Genomic DNA, 19,486 nt, shown 5'->3' with positions numbered 1-19,486 from the left:
CCCGTCCCCGACAACGCGCCCATCCCGTCGGTCGAGCTTGCCGAGACCCCGCACCCCGTCCCCGACAACGCGCCATCCCCGTCGGTCGAGCGTGTCGAGACCCCGCAACCCGTCCCCGACAACGCGCCATCCCCGTCGGTCGAGCGTGTCGAGACCCCGCAACCCGTCCCCGACAACGCGCCCATCCCCGTCGGTCGAGCCTGTCGAGACCCCGCGAGCCATCCTCTGCAGTTAGGAAATGTTTTCGATACCCGTTCCGGAACTTGCTGACATTTCCTCGCATATAGGTGCGATTCGTGAGAGAATGGGGGTATGGACGACGAGCTGGATAGTGGCTCCACCGCACCGACGGGAATGACTCCCACCGGTCCGAACCTGCACGACTGGAACACCGGTCTGGCCGGTCCGGATCCCCTCCCGGCACTGGATGCCACCATTTTCACCGACACGACCGACACTTCCACGAACACTGCGGCTGGCCCCACCAAAGGCTCGCCCCGTCCCGGCCAGATTGGTCGGGGCCGCTCCAAGCCGCGGCCCGAGTGGCGGGATCCGGCCGAGCTGCCGGGGGTGCAGCGCGCGCATACCGGTGCGTTCGGTCAGAAGCTCCAGGCCCTGGATGATGCGGCCCGGACGGTGATGGCGGTGATGGATTCCATTGATGTGAACGCGTTGAGTGACCCGGAGGTGGTCGCGTTGACGCAGATGGTCGAGCGCACCGGTCGGCCGGTGGATGCGGCCCGGGTGGCCACGGCGACCGTGGTGGGTTACCGGTCCCGCATTGGGCTGGGCGCGGAGTCGTTGGCCTGGCGGTTGGGGGCGTCGCACCAGAATGATCTGCTGATCGGGCTGACCGGCACGTCGGTGCCGGAGATGAAACGACGCGTGAGCCTGGGTGAGAAGGTCGCTCCGCGGATGTTGGGCGGCATGGTCCTGGAGCCCGAGTTCCCGTTTGTGGCCGCGGCACTGAGCGCCGGGGAGATCGGTCTTGATGCGGCGGAGAACATTGTGAAGGGTTTGGCTGACTACAAGGTGCACGGCCGCTTCGATGCGGACCAGTCGCTGGTGGACGGCGGTGAGGCCGAGCTGGTGGAGTCCGCGACCGGGTCCGTGTTCGGCCGCACCCCCGGACCCGGCGACAGCGCCACCGCCACCGCCACCGCCACCGATGCCGATGACGCCGACACCGGCGCCGGACAAGTCTGCACGGGACCGGTCCGGCGTTTGGGTGCGTCGGCGGGGTTCACGTTCCCGGCGGACCGGATTCGGGAGATGGCGGCGACGTGGCAGGCGGTGTTGAACCCGGACGGGGCCGCGCCCACCGCGGAGATCCTCGAGGCGAAGTCCACGTTCTCGTTCGGCAAGCTCGCCCAGGGGTTGCATCCGTTGCGCGGTGGGGTGACGCCGGAGCTCAAGGGCATCATGCAGAACCTGTTCGACACGTTCCTGTCCGCGCGCAGCGCCCCCGCGTTCCCGTCCGCGGACGAGCAGCAGCGCATCGAGGCCGGCGAACTGGTGCCCGGTGAGATCCTCGACGAACGCGACGGTGGCCAGAAACGTGCCGACATCCTTCGCGGCATCCTGGTCCAGGTCGCCCAAGACCCTCGCACCCCGACCATGGGCGGGATGCCGCCGACGGTGATGGTGCACGTGAACGCGCACGACCTGCACACCGGGGTCGGGGTCGGCTGGATCGACGGCGTCGAGGGGCCGATCTCGATGAAGACGATCAACCAGATGATCGACAACGGCGGCTTCCGGCCGGTCTTCTTCGGCGGCACCGGCGCCGTCCTCGCCCTCGGCGACACAGTCCGCTGCTTCACGCCGCTGCAACGTAGGGCGATCACCGCCCGAGATGGTGGTTGCATCATCCCGGGCTGTACCTGCCCACCGCAATGGACCGAGGTGCACCATGTGACACCGTGGCAGCACGGCGGCCCGACCAACGTCTCGAACGGGGTACTGCTGTGCTGGCGCCACCATCACGGCATCGACAACGCCGGCGGCTGGAAAATCCGGATGGTCCTGGGCATGCCCGAAGTCAAAGCCCCACACTGGATCGACCCCACCGGCACCTGGCGCACACCACCCCAACACCGCGCCCACGACCCGAAAACCCGACGACAGAACGAGTAGAGCCACCGCCTGAGAGTCCGCCGGTCGCGTGAGCCTGTCGGCACTCGTGCAATTACCGCCCGCCAACCGGCTTCGTTAGGGTCGAAGGAGAAGCATGACAGTGACCACGAAGGTGCTTCGGAAAAAGGAATCACCATGACGACCTCCGAAAACTCGGCCGGCACCATTGGCGAAAGGATGGCCGGCGCTGATATCGAGGCCGATCTCCAGAGCATTTTGCAGGCGGTTCCGGAGCCTGCTGCCGAGAGTGAGGCGCACGCCGTGCTCGGGCGGGTCTTTCAGGGCGTACTTTTCGACATGGACGGCACCCTGGTCGACTCGACCAAGGCCGTGAACCGGTCCTGGCAGCAGTGGGCCGACGAAATGGGTCTGGGTGCGCTCTTCGCCGGCGTGCAGCATGGCCGTCCGGGCCGCGAGATGATCGCCGATCTGGTCCCGGCTCACCAGGTTGAAACGTCGTTCGCCCGGGTCAACGAGCTCGAACTCAGCGACACCGACGACATCACCATCCTGCCCGGTGCTGCCGAGCTGATGGCCGTCATCCCCGAAGAACGCCGAGCGATCGTGACGTCCTGTCCTCGGGAGCTGTGCCGCACCCGTCTCGCATCCGCCGGATTCACGGCCCCGGCCACGGTGGTGACCGTCGAAGACACGGTCAAGGGAAAGCCGGCGCCCGATCCGTTCCTCGAGGCCGCCGACAGGCTCGGCCTCGACGCCCGCCAGTGCGTGGTCGTCGAAGACGCTCCCGCCGGACTCGCCGCGGGTCGCGCAGCCGGCTGCGCAACCATCGGCGTTGTCGGCACTCACTCGGCCGACGAACTGGACGCCGACCTCGTTGTGTCCAGCCTCGACCGCCTGAGCATCGAACTGCACGATCACGGCGTGGTCTTTGTTCTCCAGACCGAGCCGAGGGAGTAGACAGGACACATGACAGGGCGAGAGCAGACCGAGATCGAGCGCAAGTACGACGTCGAGGGGTTGCGGCCCGTTCCGTCGCTGCAGGGGCTCGACGGCATCACCGCCGACCCGGCCGAGGTGCCTTTTGTGCTCACGGCCGTGTACTACGACACTGCCGATCATGACCTGGCCCGCCACCGCATTGTTCTGCGGCGCCGTGAGGGTGGCGGCGATGCCGGCTGGCACCTCAAGATGCCGGCTGCCGAGGGGCGCATCGAGGTGCACTGGCCACTGGACATCGGCGACGCCGACGGTACTGAACACATCCCCGACGAGGTACTCGAGCCCGTTCGCGCGATTGTGCGCGACCGGCCGCTCACCCCGCTGGCCCGGGTGAGCACTGTGCGCACCACGGTGCGACTCACCGACACCGACGGTCAGGCTCTCGCCGAGATCGCCGACGACCTCGTCTCCGCCTCCGATGTGCGCGGTGGAACGTACCGCAAGTGGCGCGAATGGGAGCTCGAACTTCTGGATGGCGCTCCCGACACCCGCAGGAAGCGCACCAGACTGCTCGATTCGGTCGAACAGGTGTTGCTCACCGCCGGAGCCACCCCGTCCACGAGTGCGGCCAAGATCGCTCGTGCCGTGGGCGTGGAGTCCCTGACCGAGCTCGACGGCGCCGAGGTGCTGCCGGGGCTGCTCCCCGCCCCCGCCCTGCAGCAGCCGGACTCCGCTGGTGCCGTCGTTGTCGGAGCGCTCCGCGACCTGACCGCGACCCTCGTCGACGCCGATCCCCGGGCGCGAGCGGATGCCCCGGACGCGATCCATCACATGCGGACCACGGTGCGCCGCCTGCGCAGCGTCCTCGCGGTCTACGCGAGGTTGTTCGACAAGGCCCCGGTGAAGGAGCTGCGTTTCGAGCTCAAGCACCTCGGAGTCGAGCTGGGTCGAGCCCGCGACGCCGAAGTGCGCGCCGCCCGGTTGGTCGACGAACTTGCCGGCGTCGCCGAATACCCCACCGAGGATGCGCGAACCCGGCTCGTCGGTGGAGCCCGCCGGGACTACGCGGAGGGCCTCGCCGCGGTGCGGGAGTATCTCCTGAGTACGCGTTACTACCGGCTTCTTGATGCCCTCGAGAGCTTCACGGCCTGGCCGCCGATCACCCCGAAGGCGGAGCGTCCCGCCGCCGCCGAGATCAAGCGGGACCTCGGCAGGGCCGTCGCCGCGCTTGAGCAGCTCACCGCCACGGTGTCCGACGCGGATGAGCCCGAGCCGGCATTGCACGAGGTGCGCAAGGCCGCCCGCCGGCTGCGTTACGCCGCTGCCGCCGTGGCGTCAGCCGCCCCCGTGGCCGAGGCGACGGCGACGAAGCCACCCACAAAGAAGTCGGCCGCCAAGAAGTCGGCCAGGACGGCAGCGAAGAAAGCGGCCGCGAAGCGCGCCCACGCTGCCGCCCGATTCGCGAAGCTCCGTCGGCGCTACGCGCACGTCGCCCGGGCGGCCAAACCGCTGGTGAAGCGGCTCGGCGACCGGCACGACAGGCTGCTCTACATCGAGGAGCTCGGCCAGGCCGCGCGGGCGGCCCACGAAAGCGGTGAGAACACCCTGGTCTACGGCTTGCTCGTAGCCCGGTCCGAGCGCAGCGACGCCACGGTCCCCGTTGTCCTCGACGACACTGCTCGATCGGTGCAGCAGCTCAAGCGACTCGTCGGCGGGCTCTGAGCCAGCAGGGACAGAGCGAGCCGGACTACCAGCGCTCTGCGGACGACGCTGTGATGATCTGCAGCAGGGCTGCGCGCAGCTCGTCGGCGTTCTCGAGCGGCGGAAACACGTCGGCCTCGAGGGTGCGGGCCTGCTGCCACGCGGCGGTGCCCGCGTCGGTGCGGGTCACCAGGTGGCGCCGGGCGTCGCGCTCGTCCCGGATGCGTGCCACCAGACCCTCCCGCTCCAGCCTGTCCAGGGTGCGCGACATAGTCTGAGTCTGCACCCGTGCCTGCCGGGCCAGTTCGGTCTGACTTCGGGCTCCGTCGCCGAGCAGGTGCAGCACAATCAGGCCGGCATGGGTGAGGCCGAGGGAAGCGAGGGCTTCGACCCAGGCATGCTCCACCAGCCGGGCAGCCGTGGAAAGCAGTCGACCGTTCGGCCACTGGGCCATGGCATCGGGAGTGGTCACCCCCTCAATGTACTGCTACCGTGAGTTAGTCAGCTAGCTGACCAATTCGCCGCGACGGAGGAGAACCCCATGTCCACATCTCGCGATCTGCTCCGCCAGAGCACCGTCCTGATCAGTGCGATCCTCGCCCTCGTCGGATCGTTCATCGGCTCGGGCGCCGCGGGCGGCACGCCCATCCAGAACGCCTCCGGGGGAGCGCTGGCCGCCGATGCCACTCCGATCGCCCCGGGCGGACCGGCCTTCGCCATCTGGACGCCGATCTACGCCGGGCTGGTGCTCTACGCCATCTGGCAGTTCCTGCCGAGGCAGAAGACCGACCCCCGCCAGCGCCGCCTCGGCTACCCCGTGGCCGCCTCGCTGCTGCTGAACGCGGCCTGGATCCTCAGCGTGCAGTTCGACCTGCTCTGGCTGAGCGTTCCGGTGATAGTCCTGCTTCTGGCTGTGCTGGTCTGGGCGTTCCTCATCATCCTTCACACCCGCCCGCGGTCCCTGCTGGAGACCGTTCTGGTCGACGGCACCATGGGCCTCTACCTCGGTTGGGTCTGCGTGGCCACCGCCGCCAACATCACGGCAGCCCTCGTCGCCGCCGGCTTCGACGGGTTCGGCCTGGCCGCCGATGCCTGGGGTGTCCTGATCGTCGCGGTGGCCGGGCTCGTCGGCGTGCTCCTGGCCGTGGTCGGCCGCGGCAGGCTCACCCCCACCCTCGCCCTCTGTTGGGGCCTGGGCTGGGTGGCGTTCGCGAGGCTCAGCGGCGACCTGCTCTCCACCCCCACAGCGATCACCGCGATCGTGGCGGTCGTCGTGGTGCTCGTCGTCACGCTGGTCCTCCGCATCCGCGCGCCGCGCCGGCTGAACACCACCGCATCGGCCACCGCATGACCGGGGCACGCCGCCGCTGGTTGGGCCTGGTCTTCATCAGCATCGCCGTCGCACTGATCATCGTCGATTCCACCATCGTCAACGTCGCGATCCCCTCGATCATCGACGACCTCGACATCACCTCCACCCAAGTGCAGTGGGTGCAGGAGAGTTACACCCTGGTGTTCGCCGCCCTCCTGCTGGTCTTCGGCACCCTCGCTGACCGCTACGGGCGCCGGCGCATCCTCCTCACCGGAGTAGTGATCTTCGCATTGGCGTCGGTGCTGGCCGCGATGGCCCAGACCGGCGACCTGCTCATCGCCGCCAGGCTGGTGCAGGGCATCGGCGGCGCCATGGTGCTGCCCACCACCCTGTCGCTGATCAACGCCACCTTCCGCGGTCGGGACCGCGGCATCGCCTTCGCCATCTGGGGCTCCACGATCGGCGGTATGGTCGCCGTCGGCCCGCTGCTGGGCGGTTGGCTCACCACCTACTTCTCCTGGCGCTGGGCTTTCGGCATCAACGTGCCGCTGGGCATCCTCATCGTTGCCGGGATCCTGGTCTTCGTCTCCGAATCGCGCGACGCCGGCGAACCACGCCGGATCGACGGTGTCGGCGCGGTGCTCTCGGTGATCACCAGCGCCACCCTGGTGTTCGGCCTCATCGAGGGCCGCACCTACGGCTGGTGGCTCACCGAGACGGCACCGACCCTGGGCGATTGGACCTGGCCGTTCGACCTGTCGATCATCCCGGTCGCCTTCCTCGTCACCCTGGTGTCAGGCACCGCCTTCATCCGGTGGGGCCTCCGCCGGCAACGGCAGGGCAAATCCACCCTGCTGGCGTTCTCGCTCTTCCGCATCCCGTCGTTCCGCAACGGCAACATCGCCGCGCTGATCGTGTCGCTCGGCGAATTCGGCATCATCCTGTCACTGCCGCTCTGGCTGCAGAACGTGCTCGGCTACGACGCCCTGCAGACCGGGTTCGTGCTGCTGGCCCTGGCCATCGGATCGTTCGTGGCCAGCGGCGTCGCTGGGGCCTTGGGCAACCGGGTCTCGCCGCTCACCATCGTGCGGGTGGGCATCGTCGCCGAGATCCTCGGGGTGGCGGGCCTCGGCACCGTCATCACGGTGGACGCGACGTGGCTGTCGATCGTGCCGTTCCTGTTCGTCTACGGCATGGGCGTCGGCCTGGCCACGGCCCAACTCACCGGCGTGGTGCTCGGCGACGTGCCGGTCGACCAGAGCGGCCAAGGCTCCGGAACCTCGAGCACGGCCAGGCAGATCGGCTCGGCTCTCGGCATCGCCGTGCTCGGCACCGTGCTGTTCACCTCGGTCGGGCTGTCCCTGGACGCCAGGCTCGACGAACTCGAGGTGCCGGCGGCGACGAGCGCGCAGATCGTCGATGTCGTCGTCGACAGCGCGGGAGCAGCCATCCCGTCGCTGGATGCCCAGAGCCCGGCAGTGGCCGACGCGGCCCGCGAGGCATTCAGCGAAGGCACCCGCTACTCGGCGTACGCGGCCGCCGGGTTCCTGGTTGTGGGGCTTCTCGCCAGCCTGCGGCTGACGGGCAGGCCCCTCGAACGCGAAGAATTGCCGGTCACGGCGGAGGTCGCCGGGTAGTCCGGTCCCGGGGCGGCTGCGGTTTCTGTACCGAGAGCTCCCCGCCGAGTCGGCCACCGAACGGCCGGCCGTGGTCGGCGTATTCCTCCCGGAAGAACCCCATGCGCCAGCTACCCATCTCGAGGCGGGCGCCGGTGCGCAGAATCTGGCCCGACGACGGGTCATCCGTTCGGGCGCCGCCGCCAACAGGGCCGAGTGCCACGAGGAGATACTCGTCGTTCTCGTCGTGCCGGATCTCGGCGTGCAACGCGTCCAGCCCCTCCAGACGCAGGTCTGCGTCTTCAGCGCTGCCGATCCGGGTCACGCCGGGCAAAAGGTCGAATTCCCGCGGCGGCTGGCCATTCCAGTACTCCGACCCCACCACGAAGATCAGGCGCGGCCGGCCGGCTCCGGGGGCGTAGTGCGTGGTTGTGACGCGCCGCCGGATGCGCCGGGCCAGGGTGGGCACCAGCGGGAACGGGGTCGGGGGAGGAAGCGGCAGCGTCCGCTCCGGTGCGGTGGGCTGCCGCCAGCGCCGCAGCAACGGGCTTACCGCGGCGGTGCTGCCCACTATGAGGTGCGGAGACTTCGTGACCAGACGCTGGGCAAGCGGTGCCTGCACGGCGCCCATCCGTGCGATCACCCCGTCGGGCCCGCTCACCGAGACCACGAGTCCGCGTTCGGCCAGATCGGCGGCGAGGCTGCGGAGGGCCGGCAGCGATGACATCCGAGCACGCACGAATCGTTCGGGATCGCTGAGGAACACCTCGATCTCCAGGCCGTTCGCACGAATGGTGCCGTGGGCCTGGTCCTCGGCCGGTTCACCGTCGGCCGGGTCGATCGAGAAGACCAGATCGATATCGAGCCGGGTGCTGCCCATGGGTCTAGTCGGCCGGGTTCTCGCTCGTGGTCACCCTCAGGGTGCCATTGAGCTTCCAGATTGCCCGTGGCGCGTCTGGCCCGATATCGCGGGGAACCTCGACCGTCATGTCGATGAAGCTGTAGTCGATGACGGCACTCTTGCCGGTCAGGTACGACCACATTTCCTTGCCCAGGTCGGTCCAGTCCTGGATGCTGTGTGCGTCTGGTCCAGAGGCCGGCGCGGGGTCATTCTGCAGATCGGTCATGAGGCAGGTCCTATTCGCTCGTCGTTGAGGATAGGGGACACGATAGCCGGGGCCGGCGGCGCGGAACTGGGTATCTGCCTAAATCACGGCGCACCTGGCAGCACATGTGAAAACAGCCCGCCCGCCGGAGGCGAGCGAGCTGTTTTCGGTGACGCGGGTTCTACTCGGCGTCGAGGTCAGTCTCGAGGATCTTGACGAGGCCTTCGAGGGCCTCATCCGCTCCGTCGCCCTCTGCGCGCAGCACGACGACCTGGCCGTTTGCGGCACCCAGGCTCATGAGCGACAGGATGCTCGACGCGTCCATCGCGTCGTCGGCCGGGTCGCCCTCGAGCGCGATGGTGACCTCGATCGGCAGTGCGCCGACGGCCTCAGCGAAGATCGCTGCGGGACGGGCGTGCAGGCCGACGCGGCTGGCGATGGTGGCGGTACGTTCTGACATGGTTCCTCCTGAAACTGTACGGATTACAACTGTATTGCCCGCGCGATGTGCACACGCCATGAGGCGGCAGCACATCGCACGGTTGACGTGTGGGGCTTAGAGCCCCAGTTCGTCGAGAATGGGCAGCTCGGCGCGAACCCGGGCACGTGCCTCCAGGGCACTCGGGGCAGCCAGGGCGATGCCGGCGAGGCGCTGGGCCTCTTCGACGGTGACCTTCGCCAGCACTGCAGCGACAGCGGCGAGGGCGCGAGCGGTCATCGACAGGGTGTTCACGCCCAGGCCGACGAGCACCACGGCCAGAGCCGGGTCGGCCGCGGCCTCGCCGCAGACACCGACGGGCTTGTTGTTGCCCTCGGCGACGGAGCCGGCCACGGTGAGCTGGATCAGGCGCAGCACGGCGGGCTGCCACGGCGTGTTCAGCGCGGCGAGCGGGCCGAGCTGGCGGTCGGCGGCCATGGCGTACTGGGTGAGGTCGTTGGTGCCGAGGCTCGCGAAGTTCACCTCGCCGAGGATGGTCTCGGCCGTCAACGCGGCGGAGGGAACCTCGACCATGACACCCGGGTTCTTCAGCCCGGCCTCGCCGCACATGCGGGCGAAGTCTGCGGCCTCTTCGGCGGTGGAGATCATCGGGGCCATGACCCAGACATCCGCTTCGGTGCCCTCTGCGGCGGTCGCGACGGCGGCCAGCTGGCGCTTGAGCACGCCGGGCGAGGTGAAGTCGGTGCGGTAGCCGCGCACGCCGAGAGCCGGGTTCGGCTCGGACGCGTCGGTGAGGAAGGGGAGCGGCTTGTCGGCGCCGGCGTCGAGCGTGCGTACGACGACCTTCTTGCCGGGGAACGCGTCGAAGACACCGCGGTACGCGGTGACCTGCTCGTCGAGGGTGGGTTCTTCGTCGCGGTCGAGGAAGCAGAACTCGGTGCGCAGCAGGCCAACGCCCTGGGCGCCGGCGGCGGCGGCCTTGACGGCATCCGCTGCACCGCCAACGTTGGCAAGCAGCGGCACGAGGTGACCGTCGGCCATGACGCCCTCGCCGGAGAACACCGCGAGGGTGGCGGCGTTGGCGGCCCAAGCCGTGGCGGCCTCGAGCTGGTCGGCGTCGGGGTCGACGCTGATGCTGCCGGCGGCGCCGTCGACGTAGACCTGGGAGCCGTCAGCGATGGCTTCCACACCGACCGCGGCGACGACGGCCGGCAGGCCGAGGGCGCGGGCGATGATCGCGGTGTGCGACTGCGGTCCGCCGCCGGAGGTGACCAAGGCCAGCACGACAGCCGGGTTCAGCGTGGCCGTGTCGGCCGGCGCCAGGTCGTCGGCGACGAGAATGAATGGTTCGTCGGAGGCGGGGATGCCCGGTGCGGGCACCCCACGCAGTTCCGCGACGATCCGGGAGCGCACGTCGAGGACGTCCGTGGCCCGCTCGGCCATGTAGCCGCCGAGGTTGTGCAGCATTTCGGCCACGGATGCCGCGGACTCCCAGATTGCCCGCTCAGCGGAGGTGCCGGTGTTGATCAACTTCACGGCGCCCTTGATGAGCATGGGGTCCGCGGCCATCAGTGCGGTGGCCTCGAGAACCGACTTACCCGCTCCGGTGGCGCTGACCGAGCGCTGCTTGAGCTCGGCCTGCACCGCCTTCGCGGCTGCGCGCAGTGTGACAGCGGCATCCTCTGCCGTCGTCGACGAGGCCAGCTGTTCTCCTGCTGGCGGCTCGCTCACGGCTTTGGGCATCTGCCGGACGGATCCTACGATTCGTCCGGGGCTGACCCCTACTCCTGTGAAACTCTGCACGGAACTTCCTCTATTCTTCGGCGTTAATGGTGCCCACTAATGTTAGGCGGTCACCAGGGTGTTGTTCTGCTGGATGGACCCCGAAGTCGGGGTCTTTCGGACGTAGCGCTTGAGCACGATTACCGCTATGGCCGAGATGACGGTGCCGATCAGGATCGCCAGGATGAAGCCCAAAACGTTCTCAATGGCGAAGAACACGAAGATTCCACCGTGCGGCGCCTTCGACGTGACACCCCAGGCCATGGTCAGCGCACCGGTGGTGGCCGCACCGAGCATGCTCGCCGGGATCACACGCAGCGGGTCGGCCGCGGCGAACGGGATCGCGCCCTCGGAGATGAACGACGCACCCAGCAGCCAGGCTGCCTTGCCGTTGTCGCGTTCGACAGGGCTGAACAGCTTGCGGTCGAGCACGGTGGCCAGGGCCATCGCGAGCGGCGGCACCATGCCGGCGGCCATGACCGCGGCCATGATCTGCCACGGCGCCTGGTTGGCCAGCGTTGCGGCACCCAGGCCGGCGACGGCGAAGGAGTAGGCCACCTTGTTGACCGGGCCACCGAGGTCGAACGCCATCATCAGGCCGAGGATCATGCCGAGGATGACAACCGACGCGCCGGTCATGCCGCTGAGCCAGTCGTTCAGGGCGACGGTCAGCCAGGCGATCGGTCCACCGAGCACCAGGAACATCAGTCCGGAGGCGAAGATCGAGGCCAGCAGCGGGATGATCACGACGGGCATCAGGCTACGGAGCCAGCGCGGAACATCGAACGAACCGATCCAGGCCGCCGCAACACCGGCGAGAAGACCACCGACGATGCCGCCGAGGAAGCCGGCACCCATGAAGCCCGAGACCGCACCGGCGACGAAGCCAGGAGCGATGCCGGGGCGGTCGGCGATGCCGTAGGCGATGTATCCGGCCAGGGCCGGAACCAGGAAGCCCATCGACAGGGCACCGATCTTGAAGAAGACCGCGCCCAGGTAGATGGCCAGGCCTCCCTCGGGCAGGTTCCACAGGCTGTTCTGCAGCACCACGTCGTCGGCGACGCCGGTGACGTCGTAGCCGCCGAGCAGGAAGCCCAGGGCGATGAGCAGGCCTCCACCGGCGACGAACGGGATCATGTAGCTGACACCGGTGAGCAGGGCACGCTTGATCTTCTGGCCCATGTGCTCGTTCTCGGACACCGAGTCGGATGCCGCCGCGCCGCCACCGCTGACGCGGCGGGCGTTCGGGTTGTCCACGGCGGCGAGAGCCTCCTGGATCATCTTCTTCGGGTCGTCGATGGCGCGCTTGACGGGGGACTGCACGAGGGGCTTGCCGGCGAACCGGCCCTTGTCGCGCACATCGACGTCAACGGCGAAGATGACGGCGTCGGCGGAGTCGATGACCGAGGCGGCCAGCGGGGTCGCTCCGGCGGAACCCTGGGTCTCGACCTGCAGGTCGATGCCCATCTCCTTGGCGGCTGCGACGAGCGCGTCCGCTGCCATGTAGGTGTGGGCGATGCCGGTGGGGCAGGCGGTGACGGCGACGAGACGGCGGGCCCCGTTGGCCGGGGTGCCCTCGGTGCCGGTTCCGGTGGGCGCCGCGGTGACGCTCGGGGCGGCGGAGGTGGAGTGCGCTCCGGCTGTGGTCGCCGCGGTGACCGGTGCGACGATGTCGGTGACCAGGGTCACGATCTCCTCAGGGGTCTTCGCGGCGCGGAGGGCTGCGGTGAAGTCGGCCTTCATCAGCGACCGGGCCAGCTTCGACAGGATCTTCAGGTGGTCCTGGTCGGCGCCTTCGGGGGCGGCGATCATGAAGATCAGGTCGGCGGGTCCGTCGGCCGAGCCGAAGTCGACCGGCTGGGACAGACGGGCAACGGCCAGCGTCGGCTCGGTGACCGCGCTCGAACGGCAGTGCGGGATGGCGAGTCCGCCGGGGATGCCGGTGGAGGTCTTGGCTTCGCGGGCGAGGGCGTCGGCGTACAGCCCGTCGATCTCGGTGGCTCGGCCGGCTCCGACGACGAGCTCGGCGAGGTGCCGAATCACGGTCGCCGGCGCGGCACCGAGGTTCTGGTCCAAAGCAACGAGCTCTGGGGTAATCAGTGCACTCACTGGTCATCCTCCTTTGGATGTGTAGCAAATGCCGTCACTGTGACGGCGCTGGGGTCGGTTTGGGTCACGGCCGGCACGGTTGAGCCGGGCAGGGATGCGGCAGCGGCGCCGTGGGCGACGGCCTGACGCAGGCAGTCCGGGGCGGATGCTCCGGCCAGGTCGCTGAGCAGAAAACCTGCCAGCGAAGAATCTCCGGCGCCGACGGTCGAAACCGCGACGATCGGGGGACGAGTGGCAAGCCAGTAGCCCTCCGCGGTGACCAGCAGGGCGCCCTGGGAACCGAGGGTGGCCAGCACGGCGCCGACTCCCGCGGTGATCAGGGTCTGCGCGGCGCGCGCGGCCAGGTGCGGGTCGGCCTCGAGGCTGTCCGGGTCTGAGATGCCGGTGAGCTCGGCGAGTTCGTCGGCGTTGGGCTTGAGCAGGTCGGGGCCGGCGCTGATGGCCGCGGCCAGGGGGGCACCTGAGGAGTCGATGGCGACTTTGGGGGCCGCGGCGCCGAAGCGGGTCTTGAGCTCCCGGGTGAGGTCGGCGTAGAAGGTGTCCGGCACCCCGGGTGGCAGCGAACCGGCCAGCACCAGCCAGCTGGCGCCCTCGGCCTTCTCGAGGACGAGCTCCACCAGGGCGGACTGCTGCTCGTTGGTCAACACCGGACCGGGTTCGTTCACCTTGGTGGTGGTGCCGTCCGGTTCGGTGATCGCGATGTTGCTTCGCAGGGTCGCGCCGATCGGCAGGCCGAGGTGCGGGATGCCCTGAGCGGTCAGCGCGAGCAGCACCGGGTCATCCGCGTCTCCGGGCAGGATCGCGAGGCTCTCGATGCCCGAGGCTGCCAGGGCACGGCAGATGTTGACACCCTTGCCGCCGGGTTCCTGATGGGCGTCCAGGGCGCGCTGTACGTCGCCGCGCGCGAGCGGGCCGGCGAGTTCGATGGTGCGGTCCAGGCTGGGGTTGGGGGTGAGTGTGACGATCATGCGATTACGACCTCGACATCCGCCGCGGCCAGGGCTGCGGCAAGTTCAGCGGAAGGGGGAGCATCGGTGATGAGCGCGTCGATGTCGCTCAGAGCAGCGAACCTGACCAGGGTTTCCTGGTCGAGCTTGGAGGAGTCGGCCAGCGCGACAACTCGGCGGGCGGAGCGCACGATCGCGGTCTTCACGGCGGCCTCGACCGAGTCGGGGGTGCTGAAGCCGAAGTCGGCGGCCACGCCGTTGGCGCCGACGAAGGCGATGTCGGGGCGCATGGCGTCGAGCATCTGGGTGGTGCGGGTGCCCACGATGGCCCGGGTGAGGCCGCGCACCCGGCCGCCGAGGATCTGCAGCGAGATGGCCTCGTTGCCGGCCAGCTTGTAGGCGATGGGAAGGGCGTTGGTGATCACCAGGAGCTGGTCGCCGGGGTTGGCCGGCGTCCACTCGAGAAGCCGGTCGGCCAGCAGTTCGGTGGTGGTGCCGGAGTCCAGGATGATCGAGCCCGTTGTGCTCGCAGGGATCATGGCCAGGGCGGCGTCGGCGATGCGGGCCTTCTCGTCGTGGCGCTGGGTCTGGCGCTCTTCGAGGCTGGCCTCGGACATGCTCAGCCGGTCGATGGCCACGGCGCCACCATGCACGCGGCGCAGGTGCCGGCTCAGTTCGAGGGCGGAGAGGTCGCGGCGCACGGTCTCCGGGGTGATGTCGAACCGCACGGCCAGTTCGTTCACGGTGACCCGGCTGCGGTCGGACACCATCTCGGCGATCATCGACTGACGCTCTTCGGCGAACATCGGGCCTCCTCGACGGTGAGAACGCGGCCCGGGGGAGTCGCGCAAAAGTTTGTATTCCTGACTTTAGACCCGTTTGTTTTTGCTTGTCAACATAAACACAGATAAACAAAGATCCCTGAATGCAAGCCGACAGTTCCCGGGGTGAGTGGCGGACTTCCCGCTTTCGCAGACGAAATGAAGGCGGGATGTCCGTGGCGACCTCGACCGGCCGTTCTGGGGCATCGGCTCCGGCTCGCGCCGGACGACCTCGTCGAGCGCGGTGTACTGGTTCTCGGCTGCATTTGAGGGCTATTCGGGTCGCAGGGGTTTACAGCGCGCCAGAGCCGCACTCCCGCTTTTTCGCACGCGCTCGGAATCGCCGCGGGAATCGATGCTCCGGGTGATCATCGTGCTCGCCGGGCTTCCGGAACCCGAATGCGATGACAACGTGTTCGACGAGAACGGCCGGTTCCTGGCCAGGGGTGACCTGGTCTACCCCGAGTACCCGCTGTTGCAGTTCACCGACGACGACCTGCTGGACCCGGCCGCCCTGGTGGCGCGGATCACGCGGCGGTTGCGGGCCCGGGGATGGTGAGTCTTATTGATAGTGCGACAGGCCGCTCAGCTCGCCGCCGTCGGTGAGGAACTCGGCTCCGGTGGAGAAGCTCGACTCGTCACTGGCCAGGAACAGCACCAGGTTCGCCACCTCGGTGGCCTGGCCGATGCGGTGCAGCGCCACGTGGTTCTGCGGCACATCGAGCCCGGCGGTCATCGGGGTGGCGATGGCGCCCGGATGCACCGAGTTGACCCGCACGTTGTACTTGCCGAGGTCCAGCGCGACGGACTTGGTGAGCCCGCGCACCCCGAACTTCGCCGCCACGTAGCCGGGGAGCGCCTCGTAGCCCTGCAGGCCGGCGGTCGAGGACACGTTGATGATCGAGCCCGCCTTCGACCGGATGATCATCGGCACCGCCGCCTTGATGCCGAGGAACACCCCGGTGAGGTTGACCGCGATGATGGTGTTCCAGGACTCCAGGGTGTACTCCTCGATGGGACCGAAGTTCACGATCCCGGCGTTGTTCACGAGCACGTCGAGTCCGCCGAAGTCGTCCACCGCGACGGCGACGGCGGCGTCCCAGTGTTGGGCGCGGGTCACGTCGAGGTGCACGTACCGGCAGGCCTCGCCCAGTTCGGCGACGAGAGCCTTGCCGTCCTCATCGAGCAGATCCCCGATGACCACTTGCGCGCCCTCCTCGACGAGGCGACGGGCCATCGCGGCACCGAGTCCCCGTGCTCCACCACTGATGAGTGCGACCTTGCCGCTGACACGTGCCATGGTGTTTCCTCCATTCGAGTCGACCTTCGACAAACGAGTTCGACGGGGAATGTACACGCGCGGGGCTCTGGCCAGCACTGTCGGTGGCCGACGGTAGCGTGAGTGATATGAAGATCCTGCACACGAGTGACTGGCACATCGGGCGCACCTTCCACACCCACCCGACCCTTGACCACTTGGCGCTCGTGTTCGACGCCCTCGTGGGCATCGTGCGCGAACGCGGGGTCGACGTGGTCGCCGTGGCCGGTGACATCTTCGATTCGGCCACACCGTCCGCCGACAGTTACGCCCTGCTCAGCGGCACCCTGTCGCGCCTTCACGCCACCGGCGCCCGGGTGGTGATGACCAGCGGCAACCACGACTCGGCCACCCGGCTCGGCTTCCAGTCGGAGTGGGCGGGGCTCGCCGGCATCCACGTGGTCACCGGGTTCGACCAGTACCGCACCCCGATCTCGATCGACGACGAACACGGCCCCGTGCACTTCTACGGCATCCCCTTCCTCGAACCGGCCCTGGTGCGCCACCACTACCCCGACGAGCTCCTCAAGACCCACGAACAGGTGCTGGGCCTGGCCATGCGGCAGGTGCGCGCCGACCTCGCCGACCGCGGCGGCCGCTCGGTGGTGCTCTCGCACTGCTTCGCAGCGGGAGTCGCCGCCAGCGATGTGGAGCGCGACATCAGCGCCGGCGGCCTGGACCTCGTTCCGGTGAGCGTCTTCGACGGCCCCGACTACGTCGCGCTGGGCCACATCCACGGTCGCGCGCAGATCACCGACAGGGTGCGCTACTCGGGAGCCCCGCTGCACTACTCCTTCGCCGAGGCCGACAAGCCCCGCGGCGGCTGGCTCGTCGATCTCGATGCGAACGGACTGGCCGAGACCGAGTGGGTCGACCTGCCGATTCCCCGGCGCCTGCGGGTGCTCACGGGGGAGCTCGAGTCCCTCGCTCACGACGACGCCTTCACCTCGTTCGAGAACGACTGGATCGCCGCGGTGCTGACGGACCGGGTGCGGCCGCTGGACGGCATGCGTACCCTGCAGAAGCGCTTTCCGCACTGTGTGGCCCTCGAGCACCGCCCGACCATCACGCAGGCGACCGAGGAGTCCACTTATTCCGACCGGGTCAAGCACAAGAGCGACCCCGAAATCGTGGCCGGTTTCCTGGAGTTCGTGCGCAACGGTGTGGGCCTGAGCGCCTTCGAGCGAGAGCTGGTCGCCGAGGTCCTGGGCGATACCACCGAGGCCACCGTATGAAGATCACCCGGCTGCGCATCGCCGGCTTCGGCCCGTACAAGACCGAGCAGGAGGTGGACTTCACCCGCTTCGACGCCGACGGAATCTTCCTGATCACCGGCAAGACCGGCGCGGGCAAGTCCAGCATCCTGGACGCCATCTGCTTCGCCCTGTACGGCTCGGTGCCCCGGTTCGACGGCAGCGAACTGCGGCTGCGCAGCGACCACTGCGACCCGGCCGACCCGAGCTTCGTCGAGCTCGAGTTCACCCTCAAGGGCGACACCTACAGGGTCTACCGCACCCCGCGCTATGAGAAGGCCAAGAAGCGCGGCGTGGGCACCACCACGGCGCAGCCGGATGCGCGCCTCGAGCGGCTCAGCGCCGGCACCGACGGCACCGGCGACTGGGTGGGCATCGCCGCCCGCCCGGTGGATGTGGGCACCGAGCTCAGCCGGATCCTGCCGTTGAAGCAGGACCAGTTCCTGCAGGTGATCCTGCTGGCCCAGAACCGGTTCCAGCGCTTCCTGCTGGCCAAGACCGACGACAGACTCACCGTGCTCCGCACCCTGTTCGGCACCCTGCGGTTCCAGCAGCTGGAGACCGAGCTGCTCACCCGGCGCAAGGTGCTCGACGACGAGCTGACGCTGGTGCGGCACGAGATCGACGGGATCGTGGCCGCGACCCTGCGCCAGCTGTGGCGCGACGACGACGAAGACACCCGACCCGAGTCCCCGGCCGACCCCCACCTCGGCTGGTTCGACGCGGCGCTCGACACCCTCGATTCCCGGCTGGCGGCCGCCACCCGGCACGCCGAAACCGCCTCCGCGGCCCTGACAGCGGCCACCGCCGAGTACCAGGCCGCCGAGGACCGGCGCCGACGCCAGGACCGCCGGGATGCGGCGGCCCGCACGCTGACCGCTCTCGAGGAGCGCGGGGACGAGATGCTCGGCAGCCGGGTAGCCCTGCGCCTGGCCGAGCACGCCGCCAGGGTCTGGCCGCAGGTGCGCGCCCGCATCGACGCCGACGCCGCGGTCGGCACGGCCGAGGCCACAGCGACCGCCGCCCGGGCCGCCTGGAAGCGGCTTGTCGACGACGACGACGACGACGACGCAGACTCAGCCGATGCCGCCGGCCTCAGCACCCTGATCGACGACAGGCTGCGCCAGCTCGGAAGCCTCGACGACCTGCTCGTCGAGGAACGCAGGCTGCCCGCCCTCGACCAGCAGATCACCGATCTCGAGCGCCGCACGGCCGCCCAGATCGAGGCGCTCGACGCCGCCAGGCTGCTGCTGCTCGCGCTGCCCGAGCGCATCGACGCGGCAACGGATGCCCTCGCCGCGGCGACCCTCGGCGCCGCCCGCGCCCCGGAGGCCGAAGCGACACTGGCCCGGGCCGAGGCTGCACTGGCCGCGGCCGACGACGTGCGCCGGCTGGAAACCGAACTGGTGGGGGTACACCGCGCCGAACGGGAGGCCGTGGCGGAGAACACCGCGGCCGCCCTGCACTATCAGCAGCTCGTGGACGCCCGGCTCGGCGGTTTCGCCGTTGAGCTCGCCGCCGGTCTCGTCGACGGCGAGCCCTGCGCGGTCTGCGGGGCCACCGAACACCCGGCGCCCATGACCGGCGACGCCGCACCCGTCACCGAGGACGACCTCGACGACGCCCGCGACCTGATGAGTCGCCGGCAGGGGGCCGTCGACGCCGCCCGCACTCAGTCCCGGGACGTCGATACCCTACTCACCGCCGCCCGCACCCGGGCCGGCGACGATGATGCCGACACGCTCGATTCGGCACTCCGGCAGGCAGAGGATGCCCTCGCCGTGGCTGCCGACCACCGCGCCAGGCTGCCCGCCCTCGAGGCCGAGCTGGCCCGCCTGCGCGTCGACCAGGCCGAGGCCCAGGCCGCCCTGGCCCCGCTGCAGCTGGCGCGCGACGAAGCCACCGTGCACCTGGCGGAACGCCGGACCGAGCGCGACGGCATCGCCGGCCGCGTCCAGGCCCAGCGGGCCGGGTTCGACAGCGTCACCGAGCGGGCCGGCCGGCTGCACAGCGAGCTCGACGCCGCCCGCGCACTGGCCGACGCGC

Annotated in this window: 17 protein-coding genes; 8 read left to right on the top strand and 9 right to left on the bottom strand. The window is 69.3% G+C overall.

The genetic code is table 11. From position 1 onward, the window contains the following. Nucleotides 1–312: 312 nt before the first annotated feature. The 3 genes from E3O60_RS05460 to E3O60_RS05450 all read left to right on the top strand — a co-directional run bounded on the left by E3O60_RS05460 (nt 313) and on the right by E3O60_RS05450 (nt 4,758). Nucleotides 313–2,136 carry an HNH endonuclease signature motif containing protein gene (locus E3O60_RS05460; RefSeq protein WP_134497349.1) on the top strand — a complete coding sequence of 608 codons (1,824 nt, stop codon included), beginning with the start codon at nt 313–315 and terminating at the stop codon, nt 2,134–2,136. A 135-nt stretch (nt 2,137–2,271) separates the two neighbouring features. Next, the gene (locus E3O60_RS05455) at nt 2,272–3,054 is read left to right on the top strand and encodes an HAD-IA family hydrolase (RefSeq protein WP_198415084.1); all 783 of its coding nucleotides are present in this window, start codon (nt 2,272–2,274) and stop codon (nt 3,052–3,054) included. A gap of 9 nt (nt 3,055–3,063) precedes the next feature. Further along, the gene (locus tag E3O60_RS05450) at nt 3,064–4,758 is read left to right on the top strand and encodes a CYTH and CHAD domain-containing protein (RefSeq protein ID WP_134407965.1); all 1,695 of its coding nucleotides are present in this window, start codon (nt 3,064–3,066) and stop codon (nt 4,756–4,758) included. Between the two features lie 25 nt (nt 4,759–4,783). Here the strand turns inward: E3O60_RS05450 and E3O60_RS05445 are convergent, their stop codons facing one another. Next, on the bottom strand, nt 4,784–5,209 hold the full coding sequence (locus E3O60_RS05445) for a MarR family winged helix-turn-helix transcriptional regulator (protein ID WP_240632234.1): 426 nt from the start codon (nt 5,207–5,209) through the stop codon (nt 4,784–4,786). A 69-nt stretch (nt 5,210–5,278) separates the two neighbouring features. Between E3O60_RS05445 and E3O60_RS05440 the strand changes: the two genes are divergently transcribed. Next, nucleotides 5,279–6,088 carry a tryptophan-rich sensory protein gene (locus tag E3O60_RS05440; RefSeq protein ID WP_088456807.1) on the top strand — a complete coding sequence of 270 codons (810 nt, stop codon included), beginning with the start codon at nt 5,279–5,281 and terminating at the stop codon, nt 6,086–6,088. After that, nucleotides 6,085–7,686, top strand: a complete 1,602-nt coding sequence (locus E3O60_RS05435; RefSeq protein WP_134407964.1) for an MFS transporter — start codon at nt 6,085–6,087, stop codon at nt 7,684–7,686. The genes E3O60_RS05440 and E3O60_RS05435 overlap by 4 nt, the downstream gene beginning before the upstream one ends. Here the strand turns inward: E3O60_RS05435 and E3O60_RS05430 are convergent. The 7 genes from E3O60_RS05430 to E3O60_RS05400 form a co-directional block, all read right to left on the bottom strand. Continuing rightward, the gene (locus tag E3O60_RS05430) at nt 7,664–8,545 is read right to left on the bottom strand and encodes an FHA domain-containing protein (protein ID WP_088456805.1); all 882 of its coding nucleotides are present in this window, start codon (nt 8,543–8,545) and stop codon (nt 7,664–7,666) included. The genes E3O60_RS05435 and E3O60_RS05430 overlap by 23 nt on opposite strands. A 4-nt stretch (nt 8,546–8,549) precedes the next feature. Continuing rightward, on the bottom strand, nt 8,550–8,792 hold the full coding sequence (locus E3O60_RS05425; protein ID WP_088456804.1) for a hypothetical protein: 243 nt from the start codon (nt 8,790–8,792) through the stop codon (nt 8,550–8,552). Nucleotides 8,793–8,952: 160 nt separating this feature from the next. After that, nucleotides 8,953–9,231: an HPr family phosphocarrier protein gene (locus E3O60_RS05420; RefSeq protein WP_088456803.1), complete on the bottom strand. Its 279-nt coding sequence runs from the start codon at nt 9,229–9,231 to the stop codon at nt 8,953–8,955. Between the two features lie 96 nt (nt 9,232–9,327). Further along, nucleotides 9,328–11,013, bottom strand: a complete 1,686-nt coding sequence (ptsP, locus tag E3O60_RS05415; RefSeq protein WP_134407962.1) for a phosphoenolpyruvate--protein phosphotransferase — start codon at nt 11,011–11,013, stop codon at nt 9,328–9,330. Between the two features lie 42 nt (nt 11,014–11,055). Continuing rightward, nucleotides 11,056–13,101, bottom strand: coding sequence for a fructose-specific PTS transporter subunit EIIC (locus E3O60_RS05410; protein WP_134497347.1), 2,046 nt, complete (start codon nt 13,099–13,101; stop codon nt 11,056–11,058). After that, on the bottom strand, nt 13,098–14,069 hold the full coding sequence (locus tag E3O60_RS05405) for a 1-phosphofructokinase family hexose kinase (protein WP_103461643.1): 972 nt from the start codon (nt 14,067–14,069) through the stop codon (nt 13,098–13,100). Before E3O60_RS05405 ends, E3O60_RS05410 begins: the two co-directional genes overlap by 4 nt. After that, nucleotides 14,066–14,854: a DeoR/GlpR family DNA-binding transcription regulator gene (locus E3O60_RS05400; protein ID WP_088456799.1), complete on the bottom strand. Its 789-nt coding sequence runs from the start codon at nt 14,852–14,854 to the stop codon at nt 14,066–14,068. Before E3O60_RS05400 ends, E3O60_RS05405 begins: the two co-directional genes overlap by 4 nt. 379 nt (nt 14,855–15,233) lie before the next feature. Between E3O60_RS05400 and E3O60_RS05395 the strand changes: the two genes are divergently transcribed. Next, the gene (locus E3O60_RS05395; RefSeq protein WP_134407960.1) at nt 15,234–15,428 is read left to right on the top strand and encodes a hypothetical protein; all 195 of its coding nucleotides are present in this window, start codon (nt 15,234–15,236) and stop codon (nt 15,426–15,428) included. A gap of 3 nt (nt 15,429–15,431) precedes the next feature. On the opposite strand, the gene E3O60_RS05390 is transcribed toward E3O60_RS05395, so the two are convergent. Beyond that, a complete protein-coding gene (locus E3O60_RS05390) occupies nt 15,432–16,169 on the bottom strand; it encodes a glucose 1-dehydrogenase (protein WP_088456797.1) in 738 nt (245 codons plus the stop codon). Nucleotides 16,170–16,276: 107 nt separating this feature from the next. On the opposite strand from E3O60_RS05390, the gene E3O60_RS05385 reads away from it, so the two are divergent. Together E3O60_RS05385 and E3O60_RS05380 are read left to right on the top strand one after the other, a co-directional pair. Continuing rightward, on the top strand, nt 16,277–17,422 hold the full coding sequence (locus E3O60_RS05385; RefSeq protein WP_088456796.1) for an exonuclease SbcCD subunit D: 1,146 nt from the start codon (nt 16,277–16,279) through the stop codon (nt 17,420–17,422). After that, nucleotides 17,419–19,486: AAA family ATPase (locus E3O60_RS05380; protein ID WP_134497345.1), on the top strand; the 2,068-nt coding region annotated here is incomplete at its 3' end. The genes E3O60_RS05385 and E3O60_RS05380, both read left to right, overlap by 4 nt.

The organism is Cryobacterium sp. TMB1-7, from assembly GCF_004402435.1.
Classification (GTDB): domain Bacteria; phylum Actinomycetota; class Actinomycetes; order Actinomycetales; family Microbacteriaceae; genus Cryobacterium; species Cryobacterium zongtaii.
Note: the sequence above shows the minus strand (reverse complement) of the source record. Positions and strands in the feature narration are given on the sequence as shown.